The 15,461-nt window shown below is 43.7% G+C and carries 10 protein-coding genes and 2 pseudogenes; 8 read left to right on the top strand and 4 right to left on the bottom strand.

Annotated features, from left to right (window positions below):
• Positions 1 to 61 precede the first annotated feature (61 nt).
• Positions 62 to 1,360, bottom strand: a complete 1,299-nt coding sequence (locus tag CYLST_RS17240) for a HEAT repeat domain-containing protein (RefSeq protein WP_015209005.1) — start codon at positions 1,358 to 1,360, stop codon at positions 62 to 64.
• Between the two features lie 117 nt (positions 1,361 to 1,477).
• Positions 1,478 to 1,903 carry a QcrA and Rieske domain-containing protein gene (locus CYLST_RS17235; protein ID WP_015209004.1) on the bottom strand — a complete coding sequence of 142 codons (426 nt, stop codon included), beginning with the start codon at positions 1,901 to 1,903 and terminating at the stop codon, positions 1,478 to 1,480.
• Positions 1,904 to 2,238: 335 nt separating this feature from the next.
• Between CYLST_RS17235 and CYLST_RS17230 the strand changes: the two genes are divergently transcribed.
• The 8 genes and pseudogenes from CYLST_RS17230 (at position 2,239) to CYLST_RS17195 (ending at position 12,800) form a co-directional block, all read left to right on the top strand.
• Positions 2,239 to 3,810, top strand: a complete 1,572-nt coding sequence (locus CYLST_RS17230) for a ferredoxin--nitrite reductase (RefSeq protein WP_015209003.1) — start codon at positions 2,239 to 2,241, stop codon at positions 3,808 to 3,810.
• A 54-nt stretch (positions 3,811 to 3,864) separates the two neighbouring features.
• Positions 3,865 to 5,103, top strand: a pseudogene (locus CYLST_RS17225) (CmpA/NrtA family ABC transporter substrate-binding protein); the annotation flags it as partial.
• Between the two features lie 113 nt (positions 5,104 to 5,216).
• On the top strand, positions 5,217 to 6,716 hold the full coding sequence (locus CYLST_RS17220) for a NarK family nitrate/nitrite MFS transporter (protein ID WP_015209001.1): 1,500 nt from the start codon (positions 5,217 to 5,219) through the stop codon (positions 6,714 to 6,716).
• Between the two features lie 334 nt (positions 6,717 to 7,050).
• A complete protein-coding gene (locus tag CYLST_RS17215; protein WP_041233704.1) occupies positions 7,051 to 9,306 on the top strand; it encodes a molybdopterin oxidoreductase family protein in 2,256 nt (751 codons plus the stop codon).
• Positions 9,307 to 9,624: 318 nt separating this feature from the next.
• Positions 9,625 to 10,083, top strand: a complete 459-nt coding sequence (locus tag CYLST_RS17210; protein ID WP_015208999.1) for a phosphate-starvation-inducible PsiE family protein — start codon at positions 9,625 to 9,627, stop codon at positions 10,081 to 10,083.
• A gap of 55 nt (positions 10,084 to 10,138) precedes the next feature.
• Positions 10,139 to 10,591, top strand: a complete 453-nt coding sequence (locus CYLST_RS17205; protein ID WP_015208998.1) for a nitrate reductase associated protein — start codon at positions 10,139 to 10,141, stop codon at positions 10,589 to 10,591.
• A gap of 87 nt (positions 10,592 to 10,678) precedes the next feature.
• Positions 10,679 to 11,032: pseudogene (locus CYLST_RS33455) on the top strand (DJ-1/PfpI family protein); the annotation flags it as partial.
• 424 nt (positions 11,033 to 11,456) lie between these two features.
• Positions 11,457 to 12,800, top strand: a complete 1,344-nt coding sequence (locus CYLST_RS17195) for a PrsW family glutamic-type intramembrane protease (RefSeq protein ID WP_015208997.1) — start codon at positions 11,457 to 11,459, stop codon at positions 12,798 to 12,800.
• Between the two features lie 270 nt (positions 12,801 to 13,070).
• Here the strand turns inward: CYLST_RS17195 and CYLST_RS17190 are convergent, their stop codons facing one another.
• Both CYLST_RS17190 and CYLST_RS17185 read right to left on the bottom strand, forming a co-directional pair.
• Positions 13,071 to 13,715 (bottom strand): hypothetical protein, encoded by a 645-nt coding sequence (locus CYLST_RS17190; RefSeq protein WP_015208996.1) that lies wholly within the window; start codon positions 13,713 to 13,715, stop codon positions 13,071 to 13,073.
• Between the two features lie 144 nt (positions 13,716 to 13,859).
• A complete protein-coding gene (locus CYLST_RS17185) occupies positions 13,860 to 15,428 on the bottom strand; it encodes a CHAT domain-containing protein (protein WP_015208995.1) in 1,569 nt (522 codons plus the stop codon).
• Between the last annotated feature and the right edge of the window lie 33 nt (positions 15,429 to 15,461).

Here is a 15,461-nt window from a genome sequence, read left to right as displayed (position 1 = left end):
AGCATGATGAATCTGCTTGATTTCAGTCGTGCTAATTTCAAAAATATTGGTATATCCCCATTTACCATTCGGCTAAAGCGATCGCAATTCCTTGTTGTAAATCTGGTTGTATTGGGCTATTGGCTAATTGCTGCAATCGTTGATGGGCAACCTCTGGAGCCAAATTTTTCAAGGCGGCGATCGCGTGTAATCTCACTGATGAATCTGTATCGGCTAGCAGCAAAATTAGTGGCTCAATCGCCTGCATCTTGCCTAACTGCCCTAAAGAAAGTGCGATCGCACATTTAAAAGCGGCAATTTCAGTAGCAGGATGCAAGGCTTGCAGCATATCCAATAAAATTTCTGCTGCTATTGTCGTTAACTGCGGCTGTCGCACTCGTCCTAAAACTGTAACAATTTCTTGCCATAGTGTCTGTGATGAACTCTGCAAGAGCGCTTGTTGGAGATATTCCAAACTAGAATTAGTCCCTAGCCAGCTAAGAGCGCGGATGATTTCTAGTTGTAGGCTGATTGGTGTGTGAGGTGATGTGAGTAATAAGAATAACTCTTTGGCAGCTTGATCACAACCCATTCGGTACATGGATAGTACGGCAGTACTACGAACCAGAAGCTCGGCGTCATACAGCCTTGGTTGCAATCTCCCTACTAGATCTAATGCTTCTCGTAAATCAGGGCGAAAACCTAAACCACTCACTGCTACACGCCTAACTGTGGCAGCTACATCATCGACAGCGGTTAACAGCACTGGTGGCACACGGCGATCGTGAAAGCTGCTGAGGGCTTCAATTGCGGCGGTGCGGATTTCTGCTTGTGGATCATCAACTACACTCAACAACGGTGTGATAGTTTCTGTGCGTCGATTGTAGGAGAGTGCAAGAACAGCCAAAAGCCGCGTATCTTCATGTTCTAGGAGTTGGCAGACTGGAGCAAGCGCTATATTCCCCATTCGTCCTAGGGCTACTGCGGCCATCAGCTTGAGTTCGTCGTTTTGATTGGTTTTGATTAATTGCACCAAAGACGCGATCGCATCTGGGTGCTGAGATTTCCCCAAATGTCTCACCGCATACCAGCGTAATTCTTCCTCTGCATCTTCATCTTCTAAGATGTCAATCAGTGAGGGGATGGCAATATTTCCCAACCAACCCAACACATGGGCAATATCCCAGCGTTGCTGAAAATTCCCCATTTCCAAAATTGACAGCGTTAATTTCAGCAAATATTCTCTATTTTTCTCGATTTCTGGGTGTTGAGAGTCTTTTTCTGAAATCAACTGTTGCAGATATTGAATTGTCAATGACCAATCAGCTGCATTGTATGCTGCCTCTACTTGTTCCAAAAGCTGGTTGAGATTCTTCACCATGCCCTGCTTGAATTTTAAATTTTAAATTTTAACTGGTGCAGTGTGGCAGAAATAATTATCCAGTTTAAAAAAGCTCAAAAGCTAATGAAACAAAATTATTCCTCCTGCCGAATTGCACTAGGCTGGCTTGACTAGAACTGATTTACCCTCAATTTTAGCAACGTAAGTTTTCAGCGGGTTTTGGGCTGGGCCTTTTTTGACCTCACCATCAGTGCCAAATTCTGCCTGATGACAGGGACAGACTAACTTTTTGTCTTTAGCCTTCCATGCCAATGTGCAACCTTTATGAGTGCAAGTTGGGTTAACAGCAATCAGATTTTTGGCTTTTGAAGTACCGATTACCAAAACAGGCCCCACCGGCGATTTAGTTACCAGTAATTGTCCAGTCTTATCTAAATCTGCTGTCGTCCCAACCTTTTGCCAAGTTTTAGATGCGGGAGCCGCTTCTGTAGTTTCCTGGGAAGAACAGGCGGCAAAAGCTACGGGTAGAGAACTCGCTAACAAACCCAAACCTACCCAATTGAAGAAATCACGACGTTTCATAGCTGCTGCCATCCTGTCTAAATTTTAACTAATATGCATTATCGCCTAAGCCCTAGAAGTTCAACTGTGTAGCGATCGCTATTCATCAAGTGCTTTATTTCACTTATTACTTAGTTATGATGCAGAAAACGCATATTAATCATCCTATTTCAGCAAATTCATTTAAATTTCGTAACTATTTATACGATTTCTTTTAGAATGCCACCTTAAAGTCAAAAGTATGAAAAATGTTACATAAACATTACTAAAACCAGCTTGACAAATTAACTGAAATAATCTGCAACCACATAGAAAGAGATTTTCTCAAATTAGCAATTGACAATGAGAGTCAGCGTATGACAGACACAGCAACTACCACAACAGCCGGACTTAACAAGTTTGAGAAACTCAAAGCAGAAAAAGATGGACTCCTGATTAAAGGGGAGATAGAGAAACTTGCCTCTCTTGGCTGGGAAGCAATGGACGAAACAGACCGTGACCATCGACTCAAATGGGTAGGTGTGTTTTTTCGCCCAGTTACCCCAGGTAAGTTTATGATGCGGCTACGGCTGCCCAACGGTATTCTTACCAGCAATCAGATGCTAGTTTTAGCAGAAGTGCTACAACGCTACGGTGAAGACGGCAGCGCTGATATTACCACAAGACAAAATATCCAATTGCGGGGCATCAGAATTGAAGACTTACCGGATATATTTCAGAGATTTAGCGCCGTTGGTTTAACCACAGTCCAGTCAGGGATGGATAACGTCCGCAACATCACGGGTGACGCTGTAGCGGGGTTGGATGCTGATGAGTTGTATGACACACGAGAGTTGGTGCAGCAAATTCAGGACATGATCACCAACTCTGGCGTTGGTAACGCAGAGTTTACCAACCTGCCGCGCAAGTTTAATATTGCGATCGCCGGGGGCAGAGATAATTCAGTTCATGCCGAAATTAACGATTTAGCGTTTGTCCCCGCCTTTAAGGAAGAATCCTTCCAATCTCCAATATTTGGCTTTAACGTCTTGGTAGGTGGTTTTTTCTCAGCCAAACGCTGTGAAGCGGCGATTCCCTTAAATGTTTGGGTGTCCCCCGAAGAGGTGGTTGCTTTATGCAGAGCCATTTTGTTCGTTTATCGCGACCACGGCTTACGCGCCAATCGCCAAAAAGCCCGCCTGATGTGGCTAATTGACGAATGGGGGATAGAAAAATTCCGCGCCGAAGTAGAAAAGCGTTTGGGTAAATCATTGTTACCCGCAGCGGCCAAAGATGAAATCGACTGGGAAAAACGCGACCATATTGGGATATATGCACAAAAACAACCGGGACTGAACTACGTAGGCTTACACATTCCCGTCGGTCGGTTGTATGCCGGAGATATGTTTGAAATCGCCCGTCTGGCCCAGGTTTACGGCAGTGGAGAAATTCGCCTGACAATTGAGCAAAATGTGATCATCCCCAATATCCCCGGATCGCGGTTGACAACACTTTTAACAGAACCTTTGCTGGAGAGGTTTTCAGTTAATCCAGGTAACTTGGCGCGATCGCTAGTTTCCTGCACCGGCGCACAATTTTGCAACTTCGCCCTCATCGAAACCAAAAACCGCGCCCTGGCCATCGTTGCCGCCTTAGAAGCCGAGTTAATCCTCACTCATCCCGTGCGAATTCATTGGACAGGTTGCCCCAACTCCTGCGGACAGCCCCAAGTAGCCGAAATCGGCTTGATGGGTACGAAAATTCGCAAAAATGGCAAAACCTTAGAAGGGGTAGACATCTATATGGGTGGCAAAGTCGGTAAAGATGCTCATTTAGGAACTTGTGTGACTAAAGGCGTTGCCTGTGAAGACTTGCAGCCAATATTGCGGGAATTATTGATTGAACACTTTGGCGCCAAACTGAAGCAAGAAGCCTTGATTTCCAGTTAAATTTTGCCTCTGAGCGCTCTTCGTGACTAAGTTTCCCGCTTACCGAGTCTTCCTATGATTTACTTCCCCTTCCAGCAAAAACTAGCCAAAAAGAGCCAAAAACAAACAAGGGCATCCGTCAAAATCTCGTCCGGCAACTGTTTAGAAAAAGTTAATTTGGAAATTGGCTTTATTGCCCTGACGGATGCTACACCTTTGATCATTGCCAAAGAAAAAGGTTTTTTTGCTGAGTACGGCTTAGAAGTTAACCTTAGTTGGGAACCTTGCTGGAAAGAAATCGCCAAAGGTGTAGCTAGTGGTAGGCTAGATGCTGCCCAAATGGTTGCTGGTATGCCCTTGTACTTAACTTTGGGTGCGGGTGGCAAAACTCCAGTGCCAATAGTGACTGCCCTAACGCTCTCCCGCAATGGTAATGCCATTACCTTCAGCAAAAGATTATTTGATGCTGGGGTGAGAAACTTAGCTGACTTGTATTTTGCACTCAATACTTATTTAGGCAAAAATCTCTCCTTGGGAATTGTGCATCCGGCATCAATGCACAACTTGCTTTTACGCTACTGGCTGGCTGCGGGTGGGATTAATCCTGACAAAGATATCAGTTTAGTAGTCATTCCACCACCACAGATGCTTGCCTCTCTTAAAGCCATGAATATTGACGGCTACTGTGTTGGTGAACCGTGGAACTCTCGCGCTGTTCATGAAGATTTAGGTTTTGCGATCGCCACTACCCCAGAAATTTGGTCTGGACATCCCGAAAAAGTCTTAGGAGTCAGGGAAGATTGGGCAGAGAAATATCCGCAAACTCACTTAGCCTTGGTGAAAGCACTCTTAGCAGCTGGGGAATACTGCGACGATCTCCGCAACCGAGAAGAAATTCTCCAACTAATTTGCCATCCTCGTTATCTGGGTACCGATCCTACCTATACTCGTCCTGGCTTTATCGACCTTTACCCGCGCGGTGATGGCAAAGAACCCCAGTTGCTAACTGCATACAATCAGTTTTATCACCATCAAGCCAACTATCCCCACCGTGACGAAATGCTGTGGATATTAACCCAACTAGCCCGTTGGGGTTTGGTGGCGTTCCCAAAAAACTGGGTAGAAGTAATTAAAAGAGTCTGTCGTTCAGATATCTTTGAGCAAGCTGCACGGGAAATAGGTTGTTCCCATACCCGAATGAATGGGTCAATTAAACTATTTGATGGGAAAAAATTTGACCCTTCACAGCCAATTGAATATCTCAGCAGCCTGGAAGTTAAACAGCAAATTCGCTTTGAAGAATTATTCATCTAACGGATGAAGTAAAACCACTTTTACACCTACTCAATAGTTCTCAAATATTTGGCTAGAGCCTTTGCTCGATAGCCACCGGATTTTTCTATGTATTTTTTTGTGAGGAAAGTTAAATGCTGAAAGGATTATTTTCATTAAAGGGACGCTATCGCATCTTACATCAGACTTGGTTTGCCTTTTTTCTCACCTTTGTCTGTTGGTTTAACTTTGCTCCCTTTGCGACAACAATTGGTAAGGAATTACAGTTAGCACCTGAACAAATTAAAACCTTAGCTATCTGTAATCTGGCGCTAACAATCCCGGCGCGGTTAATTATTGGGATGCTGCTGGATCGTTTTGGCCCCAAAATTACCTACTCAATCTTGCTGATGTTTGCCGCTGTTCCTTGTTTAGCTACAGCGCTATCACAAGACTTTAATCAATTAGTCATCAGTCGCTTATTGATGGGTATTGTGGGATCTGGGTTTGTCGTTGGTATCCGCATGGTGGCAGAATGGTTCCCCCCGAAAGAGATGGGAATTGCTCAAGGTATTTATGGCGGTTGGGGTAATTTTGGCGCCTTTGGGGCAGAGTTTGCCCTACCGATACTTGCCATTGCTACTGGTTTTTTAGGTGGTGGTGGTTCTAACTGGCGATTAGCGATCGCACTCACAGGCATAATTTCGGCAATTTACGGCGTAATTTATTACAACAGCGTCCAAGATACACCCAAAGGCAAAGTCTACAAAAAACCCAAGAAAAATGGCTCTTTAGAAGTAACCAGCGTTAAAAGCTTCTGGGCCATGATTATCTCCAATTTTGGCTTAATTTTCGCCCTGGGTTTATTAGCTTGGCGATTAGAACAAAAAAATATTCACTTCCTCACTCTCAGCCAAATGTATCTAGCTTGGTTGGGTTTAGCAGGATTATTTGCTTACCAAACCTACAAAGCTTATGAAGTAAACCGAGAACTGCTAATTGGTAAGAGAACCTACGCACCAGCACAACGTTATCAGTTTGGTCAAGTAGCTATTCTCGAATTCACTTACATCACTAATTTTGGCTCTGAACTTGCAGCCGTTTCCATGCTACCCGCATTTTTTGAAAAAACCTTTGGTCTAGAGCATGTGGTAGCAGGAATGATTGCAGCAACCTATCCATTTTTAAACTTAGTTTCTCGCCCCAGTGGTGGCTTAATTTCTGATAAATTCGGTTCTCGCAAATGGACAATGACCATTGTCTCTGCCGGTATTGGTGTCGGCTATTTGATGACACACTTTATTAATAGCAGTTGGCCCATTCCTTTAGCCATCGCCGCCACAATGTTTGCCGCCTACTTTGCCCAAGCTGGCTGCGGTGCAACTTACGGAATTGTACCCCTGATTAAAAAAGAAGCCACCGGACAAATTGCCGGGAATGTCGGCGCTTACGGTAATTTTGGCGGTGTGGTTTATCTAACAATTTTTAGCCTAACTGACGCAGCAACACTGTTTTCCACAATGGGTTTAACAGCTTTGGTTTGCGCTTTTATGTGTGCCTTCTTCCTTAAAGAACCACAAGGTTCTTTTGCTACCGATGAAAATGAATCACTAGAACCAGAAACCCAACAATCTGCTTTTCTAGTAGAAGATTAATCAACTCTGAGAAAATCTAGCAGACACAAATCAAATCCCCCCACCTGTGGCTATCCCCTTCCGGTTAAAAAACGATAAAAATTCCCCCTTTATAAGGGAAGTTGGAGGCATAAAAAGCCCCCCTTTCCAAAGAGGGTTGGGGAAATAAAAAGCCCCCCTTTTTAAGGGGGGTTGGGGGGATCTCCTTTATTAACCCTCTAGCAAAATTCAATTTAATGAAATTCTTTTAAATACATTAATTCCAGATTGCTATGCAACACAGAAAATTTTCAAAATTTCGCTGCATCTGATGTTGCCAAAATCAAAATCCCAAATCCAAAATGGTGCATCTACCATGAGTGAATTTACCAAAACTCTCTGTCCTTACTGCGGTGTCGGTTGCGGTTTAGAAGTTTCCCCACCAGCACAACATGGCAAAGCGACTAATCGAGATAGTCAAGGAACTCCAACTTGGCGGGTACGGGGAGACAAAGCGCATCCATCCAGCCAGGGAATGGTGTGTGTTAAAGGTGCAACGATCGCAGAATCTTTAGACAAAAACAGGCTACATTATCCAATGGTGCGTGATTCTTTAGATCAAGAGTTCCGCCGCGTCAGTTGGGATGAAGCCTTTAATCTGATCACGCAGCGCATTCAAACTGTGCGCTTTACCCAAGGGCCAGAAGCCTTATGTATGTATGGTTCCGGTCAGTTTCAAACTGAGGACTATTACACGGCTCAGAAACTGATGAAAGGGTGTTTAGGTAGCAATAACTTTGATGCTAACTCGCGCTTATGTATGTCTAGTGCTGTAGCTGGGTACATTCAAAGCTTTGGTGCTGATGGCCCTCCCTGCTGCTACGACGACTTAGAATTAACCGACTGTGCCTTTTTAATTGGCACAAATACGGCTGAATGTCACCCGATAGTTTTTAACCGCTTGGCGAAATACCACAAAAAGAACCGCAAAGTCAAAATGATTGTGGTTGATCCCCGTCGCACCCCCACAGCAGAAGCGGCTGATTTGCATTTAGCTATTCGTCCCGGTACAGATATTGACTTGTTGAATGGGATCGCTCATTTATTGATGCGCTGGAACTACATTGATCCTGCGTTTATGGAGGACTGCACCAGCAATTTTTCTGCTTATGCGGAAGTGATTCGCCACTATTCTCCTGATGTGGTAGCAAATCGATGTGGAATCAGTATTGAAGATTTAGAAACAGCCGCTCACTATTGGGGTAAATCTGGACGGGTGCTGTCTCTGTGGTCAATGGGTGTGAATCAATCTTCAGAAGGTACGGCTAAGGTGAGAACCATCATTAACCTGCATCTGATGACCGGACAAATTGGTAAACCAGGTGCTGGGCCTTTCTCTCTCACTGGTCAGCCGAATGCGATGGGAGGACGGGAAGCCGGGGGTTTATCCCACTTGTTACCCGGTTATCGCTTAGTCAAAAATGCCCAACATCGCGCCGAAGTTGAAGATTTTTGGGGATTGAAGCGGGGGCAAATTTCACCCAATCCCGGTTTGACTGCTTGGGACATGATTACTGGTTTGGAAGATGGCGCTGTGGGGTTGCTGTGGATTGCTGCGACTAATCCAGCGGTAAGTATGCCAGATTTGGAGCGGACGAAGAAGGCGTTGTTAAAGTCGCCTTTTACCATCTACCAAGATGCTTATTACCCAACAGAAACAGCCGCTTTTGCTCACGTTTTGTTACCCGCTGCTCAATGGGGTGAAAAAACTGGCGTGATGACCAATTCTGAGCGGATGGTGACTTTGTGTTCTGCATTCCGTGAACCACCAAGAGAAGCAAAGGCCGATTGGGAAATTTTTGCGGAAGTTGGACGTCGATTAGGGTTTGTGAAAGAGTTTGCTTTTGCTAACTCGGCTGAGGTTTACGCTGAGTTTGTTAAACTGACTAGCGATCGCCCCTGTGATATGTCAGGTGTTAGTCATGAGCAATTGCAAACACAAGGGCCGACTCAATGGCCTCACCCAATCAAAAAAGCAAAACCAATATTTATCGATTCGGAAACAGGACTTTTGAGTTTTGAATCAGAAGCAGAAAATCTGACTCTGAAAACGCCAAACGCCAAACGTCTCTACACTGATTTACGCTTTCATACCCCTGATGGACGCGCTCGGTTTGCAGCATACCACTCGCGGGGGTTGGCAGAACCGCCCGATCCTGATTATCCTTTTGTTTTAACTACTGGGCGACTTTATGGACACTGGCACACCCAAACACGCACCGGACACATTGAAAAAATTCGCCAAATGCACCCCCAACCATTTATCGAAATCCATCCCCGTGATGCTGCGGCGTTGAAAATTAATGATCGCGATTGGGTGGAAGTGCGATCGCGTCGGGGTAAAACTAAGTTTCCCGCAAAGGTCACAAAAGCGATCGCCCCAGGTACAGTATTTGTCCCCATGCATTGGGGCGCCCTGTGGGCAACCGATGCCGAAGCCAATACCCTCACCCATTCAGAATCCTGCCCCGATTCACTGCAACCAGAATTAAAAGCCTGTGCCGTTCAGCTAGTACCAGTTTCTGTAGAAGTTACAATCAAAAACTATCAACTCCAGTCCTCCCAATGGTAAGCTTCTAGGTAGATCCCTCAATCAGAAGTTGGTAATTTAATCAATAATCTATAGTCAATAGTTATCATTGATTTTTCTGATTCTTAACTTAGGCAAATACAACATCAATCACACCTCAACTATTGGCTATTAACCGTTACCAAAAAGCAACGACCTGAGTTAAAAGTAGTTTTTATCCCCTTAGCTTTAGCTGTACAAGATCAGAAAAAAACCTAAAAAATTACGGTTCATACGTAACGCATCAGTAAGGTATTATTTTAAAATCCTTTAGTTTGATCTATAGGGTTTTGGCTTTTTACTTGAAAATGGGTGCGGCAAATGAAGAAATTACTCAAGCGAATCATCGCAGCTACCAGCGATGAAAACTTTATGCACTTCATCGAAAACATAGAAGTGATAGTTTCTAAAATTCTATCTGTTTTGATGGTGCTGGTAATTTTGGCAGCAATCGGCGATTTAGGAGTCTTTCTAATTAAAGAGTTATTTACCGCACCTTACGGAAAATTCAACTCTACCTTATTTAAAATATTTGGTTTATTTTTAAATATTTTAATTGCTTTAGAAATTTTAGAAAACATCACAGCTTATCTGAGAAAGCATGTTTTTCAGGTTGAATTAGTGATTGTTACTTCTTTGATTGCCATCGCCAGAAAAATTATTATTTTAGACCTAGAAAAGGTAACAGGCATTGATATCATTGGTTTAGGAATTGCTATTCTTGCTCTCTCAATTAGTTATTTGATAATTCGTTCCAGTAATTCCAATCATAGTCGTTGAATCAGTGTATTCTTGAATTACAGATTATCTAAATTTAAGTTCTGAATCAATTATTATGGCAGATTTCTTTGAATTTGAAGCAGACTTTGTTGATTCCCTACGTTGCATTCCCATGCAGGTACGCTACAAACTAGATACCTCTGGTATCAAGCTTAAATTGTCTGATTGGAATCAAATGACTCAAGATGAACGCCAAGCTTTATTAGAATTACCCTGCAACACAGAAACAGACATTCAAGCTTACCAAAACTATCTCCAGCAGCTAATTTTAGAACGCACAGGTACAACACCTGCAAAATTACCCATTGAGCCTTACCCTACATGGATGGACTCTAGAAATCTGCCAGATAGCCTCCAAGAGAAAGCGCAAGAAATAGGTGTCACCCTCACAACTGAACAGTGGGCAACTTTAACACCATTACAAAGATTTGCCCTGATTAAACTCAGCCGTTCAGAACATGAAAACCGGAATTTTCCTAAAGCAATAGCGGAATTTAATTTACTGTAATTTTTTAGTTATCAGTTGTCAGTTGTTAAAGAAGTGGATCTAAATACTTTTTAACAACGTGTAATTTATCACTACATATTTTATTTTGCCGAAACTTATGATTCTTTAGTCGTTCCCGGAGAACGGGCACCAGAATATCTCCGGCTGAATCAACGGGTGCTATAAATTACCCACAACTTTGCTCAAGCAAATCAACCTATTGCTGCTTTTTGCCACGGTTTGCAATTGTTGGCTGCTGATGTTCTCCAAGGTAAAAAGTGTACTGCTTACCCAGCTTGTAGTTATGATGTAAATAGTGCAGGGGTGTCTACGTAAATATTCCAGTCGATGAGGAACTTGGTGACAGCACCAGCTTGGCCTGCTCATCCCCGTTGGCTGGCAGAATTCCTCAAAGTACTGGGAACTAAGATTGAGCATTTAGAGCCGAGCACGGTTAAATAAGTGCCAGCTTTTGCTGGCTCACTCCAACAAATCTTAGAACCATCAATTGTCAGTTGTCCGTGGTCAGTTTATTTTTACTACTAGCCACGGGCTACTTTATCTTTATTTTAGGCAAATAAATGTTGTAAAAACTACTATTTTTTGATCATCAATGGTTGTAGGTTTAATTTGCAGTAGAATCTCAGAAGTACATAATTTATAGACCATGATTAATACACATAGCAACCGAGACTAATGACGCACTTCCTCTCTTCCTCTCTTCAAAAAGCTAACCAACATTAGCTGAGACAATTTTAAATTTTGTTTAAATTCTGAATTGGGAGTTTTCCATTTCTTAGCAGTAAGTGAAGCTATAGTGTATTTAGCAAAGCTGCTGTTGATGTGGCTAAGGTTAAGTCTACTGCCAAAGTATTTTAAGAACTCGATGACAGGCAAAAACGCAAGACATAATGCATTTCTGCGGCTAGTGTCTGGTACTGGAGCAGCTTTCGACTCAGAATCTCGTTATTCGCTGCTCCCCAGTAAAGAAGTGGTAATTGGACGCGACCCCAGCTGCCAAGTTGTCTTGGATGCCTTGACCTACCGGATGGTATCTCGTCGTCATGCAGTGATTCGTCCCCTCTCTTTATCTCCAGATACTAGATTTAGCTGGGTACTTTGTGATTTGAATAGTGCTAATGGTACTTTTTTAAATGGACAACGCTTGCAAGGGTGTCAAGAATTGCACCTAGGCGATCACATTTCTCTAGGTGCTGATGGGCCGCAATTCGTTTTCGAGTACGAAGTCATCTCCCAAGCAACGGTGATGACTAACCCAACCGCAGCGCTACTGTCTGCAAAGAACTACCAAACGCAGTTAAAGCAAGATTCGGTTAGCTTCACTCAACTGTTTCCCATTATTTCAACTGGTAAAGATTTAACTCGCAAAGCTTACCTGATACCGGGAATACTCACAGTAGTCTTCGTAGTGCTGATGTTTGCTACGGTAGGCCATCCCCAAGCGAATCAAGTTATTGTCGCGACTTACATCGCCTTTGCTGCCTACTATTTTGTTTACCAACTTTGCGGCAAGCAAAAGCCTTGGTGGGTAATCATGGCTGTGGCATTGAGCACAATGCTGATTTTGGTTAGTCCAATATTAGATTTTTTTATCTTTGTCTTTCGCGGCATCCTCCCTGGTAACGTCTCCTCACCTCAGGATTCGATTACCTTCACAGAATTACTGGTACGGATGTTTTTTGGCGCTGGGTTGATGGAGGAATTACTCAAGGCATTGCCGGTACTAGGGGCTTTTGTCATCGGTAACGCTTTACCATCACCGTGGAAAGAACGCATAGGCGTTGGGGAACCTCTAGATGGCATTCTTTTAGGGACGGCTTCGGCTGTAGGCTTCACCCTGTTGGAAACCCTCGGACAGTATGTGCCGGCTATCACTCAAAATTCCGGACAACTGGTGGGTTTACAACTGCTGATTCCGCGAATTTTAGGCTCTGTTGCCGGACACATGGCTTACAGCGGGTATCTAGGTTATTTTGTCGGGTTGGCTGTCCTCAAGCCCCTAATGAGTTGGCAGATTCTCTCTGTTGGTTATCTGAGCGCCTCCGCACTCCACGCTTTATGGAACGCTACAGGCTCGATTAATGGCTTGTTGTTAGTGGTAGTTGGGGTGTTATCTTACGCCTTCTTGATGGCGGCAATTCTCAAGGCCCGGGCGCTGTCTCCAACGCGATCGCAAAATTTCGCTACCCGCTTTCTCGGACCTAAATAATACATGCTCTGATGGGGGCTAGGTTCCCCCACAAGTGGGATTGGCGGGCAATTGGGAACGAGTCCGTGCTTGATTTCCCATTACCTTTTATTGATCAGCATCGGGGCAAATCTTGCAATAACCTGATATTTAGGCTATGATTTAGTACTCTCAGAAATAATCACTCTATTACTTTGAGATTTACAACATCAGTGCCACTAGCAAGCAGTTATAATGACCACTTGAATTGAATTAAAGCTTCAGTCTGAGTAAAGATCTCAGGAACGGAATTTAAGCTTCAGTTTTTTGCTTGTTGTTGAGTTCGATTAGGGCATAGTGTGCGATCGCTAAACTAACTTTTGCTTGCTCTATTTCCGATAAACCTGTCCAGTTTCGATTACCAACATTATTTATTACAGATACTACACTTTGCTGTCGGCTACCACGCATTGAGTAAGCAAAAGGACGAGCTAAAACTAAGAGGTCTTCTACTCCCCAATTTGGTAATACAGCCTGAACGCACTCAACTAGTTGCTCGCCTGTTGATTGCTGGGAAGCAAAAATCTCGGACGCTTTCTGGGCAATCGCTTTGAGCCAAATTTGGGGGACAGAGGCAGCAAAAACTCCATATAAATTTTCTTGAAGATGATCCGCAACTGTCTGTTCTGTAGTATGATTGTCACATACAGTAATTTCCGACCAAAGAGTGTCTAGATGGTGATAAAAATCCTGTGAGCTTGTTGTCAGTTCTGCCTCCAGCCAATCCGGAAGCGTAAACTGCTGTTCTAATTGGTAAAAATAAGCTTCTGATTCTTCATCAGCCGGATTCCACGGATAAGTGGCATCATCAGGTTCTAATAATGCTTCTAATAACTCTAAATCCAATGGAGATGACAAAGCTGGGAAAGTGTCTGAACTGTTAATTTTATTAGTCATCTGTCGCCTCACAATTAATTAATTAACGCTATTTACAGCTACAACTGGAATAGCCGAATTTCCGCAAAAAAAATTGAGCTTTTATTTGGTGAGCATAGGTTTTTGAGGCTGATAACTGACAACCCATTTGGATTAATACCTTAATTAGACGTCTTCAATAATAAACTCCCATGTTTCACCTTTAGCACTACCAAATTTTAGCTGCATTCCCGATTTTAAAGGGACTTCCTCCCGGAGGATTTGTTGCCAACCATGAGGATTTAAAATCCAAGTTCCGTAGCTAGAGCAATCTCGCAGATAATAAGTTTGCACTCTTGTAGCGCCAGTGATAGTAGTTCGGCAGAAGATTTCGGCATGGTCTTTGGAAACCGATGCTTCTGGGACGACGATATCATTTTTTTTCTCACGACCAATGCGGGTGACTCCAGAACCTAACCTTTGAGCGGTACTTCCTGGTAAAAGCGATCGCAAAAAAGCTGGCAGCTGGATTTCGGGGATGATGGTTCTCTCATCACTTCTAATGAGTTCGCCATCAAAATCTGGATGCATGTAGAGAACTGGCAAAGTCCAAGCTGGTTGATTAAATTTATATAGTGTTAACAGCTTTTGCCTTGCTTCTGCCACAGCTTCATCAATTGGCTTTTTTGCTCGCAAAGCTTCAGTAAAGGCTTGAATAAAACTGTGACTTTCCTGGTCAGCGATTTCGTCACGCATCCCTAAAACCGCCGGCACACCTTGACGGATCAGCACTTCTGCTAAACTGCTGGCGGGTATAGCCTGACGATTGATGGCAGCTGGTTGTGCTCCCCAACAGGCATTGAAAACCGCCAATTTTACACCTGTACGGCTCAATACTTGTGCCAATTCTATCCCATTGAGGGTCATGCCAAGTTGCAAAAAAAGTACCCCTCCGTCTGGGGCTGGTAGACCGTGACCAGCGTAAAAAAAGACATTGTATGCTTTGGTTTCTAGCTCTTGAATTAACTCTTGTGGAGTGGGTTGTAAGAGTGTCTTCACCATGCAAGGTGCATATCCTAGGGAATTGCTACCCTCTGAACTACCTTTAAAGAAGGTTCGTTCAAGAATAGCTGCTTCTGTTTCCAATTGCAGGTTCTGATCATGCCCTAAAACCAGCAAGATATTTAAAGCCTTTAAAGCCTGATCTGTTGACAAATAGGGCAGGGGTTCAACGGAGCAGGTAGTCCGACTAAACAATATATCTTGTCCAAGAGACATTGCTGATTGACCAGGTTCGCGCTGCATGATTTCCCAAGGTAGAGCGATTAAATCTGGGTCACGAATATCCAGTCGAAAGCGCAAACGTTGATGCTGACCCATAGCAATACCGCGACTGCGTTCTAGACTACCGAGAATTGGGTCGTCAAAAACCCAGCGCCATAAATTAATTCCCAAGTATTGCATCAGACGGCTAGTATAAGGCCCTGGGGTCTGACCCAACGTTTGTCCAAGCAAGTCTTGGGGCAGTGGGTTTGTCTGCCCCTGGGTTAGTTTTGGCGATATATCTAAGCGACTATGACCAGCAAACATCTGTTGCCATTCTTGCCAGACTTGACTGAGTTCAACGCTAAAGACGCAGTCACGCAGAACATAGCCACTGAGATAGGGAGCTTTAACCACCCAAATGACAAAGTTATCAGTGCCAGTGTTTACCAGACGGGTGATCGCCAGGTTTAGAGATGGCAATGGATTCATTAAATTAAAAGGTAAAAACAAATAATTTCAACT

Source organism: Cylindrospermum stagnale PCC 7417, assembly GCF_000317535.1.
Taxonomy (GTDB): domain Bacteria; phylum Cyanobacteriota; class Cyanobacteriia; order Cyanobacteriales; family Nostocaceae; genus Cylindrospermum; species Cylindrospermum stagnale.
Note: the sequence above shows the minus strand (reverse complement) of the source record. Positions and strands in the feature narration are given on the sequence as shown.

Excerpts from the sequence above, each read along its gene's own strand:
- CYLST_RS17220 (WP_015209001.1), top strand. The coding sequence starts at position 5,217 with ATGCTGAAAGGATTATTTTCATTAAAGGGACGCTATCGCATCTTACAT.
- CYLST_RS17235 (WP_015209004.1), bottom strand. The coding sequence starts at position 1,903 with ATGAAACGTCGTGATTTCTTCAATTGGGTAGGTTTGGGTTTGTTAGCG.
- CYLST_RS17215 (WP_041233704.1), top strand. The coding sequence starts at position 7,051 with ATGAGTGAATTTACCAAAACTCTCTGTCCTTACTGCGGTGTCGGTTGC.
- CYLST_RS17190 (WP_015208996.1), bottom strand. The coding sequence starts at position 13,715 with ATGACTAATAAAATTAACAGTTCAGACACTTTCCCAGCTTTGTCATCT.
- CYLST_RS17240 (WP_015209005.1), bottom strand. The coding sequence starts at position 1,360 with ATGGTGAAGAATCTCAACCAGCTTTTGGAACAAGTAGAGGCAGCATAC.
- CYLST_RS17205 (WP_015208998.1), top strand. The coding sequence starts at position 10,139 with ATGGCAGATTTCTTTGAATTTGAAGCAGACTTTGTTGATTCCCTACGT.
- CYLST_RS17230 (WP_015209003.1), top strand. The coding sequence starts at position 2,239 with ATGACAGACACAGCAACTACCACAACAGCCGGACTTAACAAGTTTGAG.
- CYLST_RS17185 (WP_015208995.1), bottom strand. The coding sequence starts at position 15,428 with ATGAATCCATTGCCATCTCTAAACCTGGCGATCACCCGTCTGGTAAAC.
- CYLST_RS17195 (WP_015208997.1), top strand. The coding sequence starts at position 11,457 with ATGACAGGCAAAAACGCAAGACATAATGCATTTCTGCGGCTAGTGTCT.
- CYLST_RS17210 (WP_015208999.1), top strand. The coding sequence starts at position 9,625 with ATGAAGAAATTACTCAAGCGAATCATCGCAGCTACCAGCGATGAAAAC.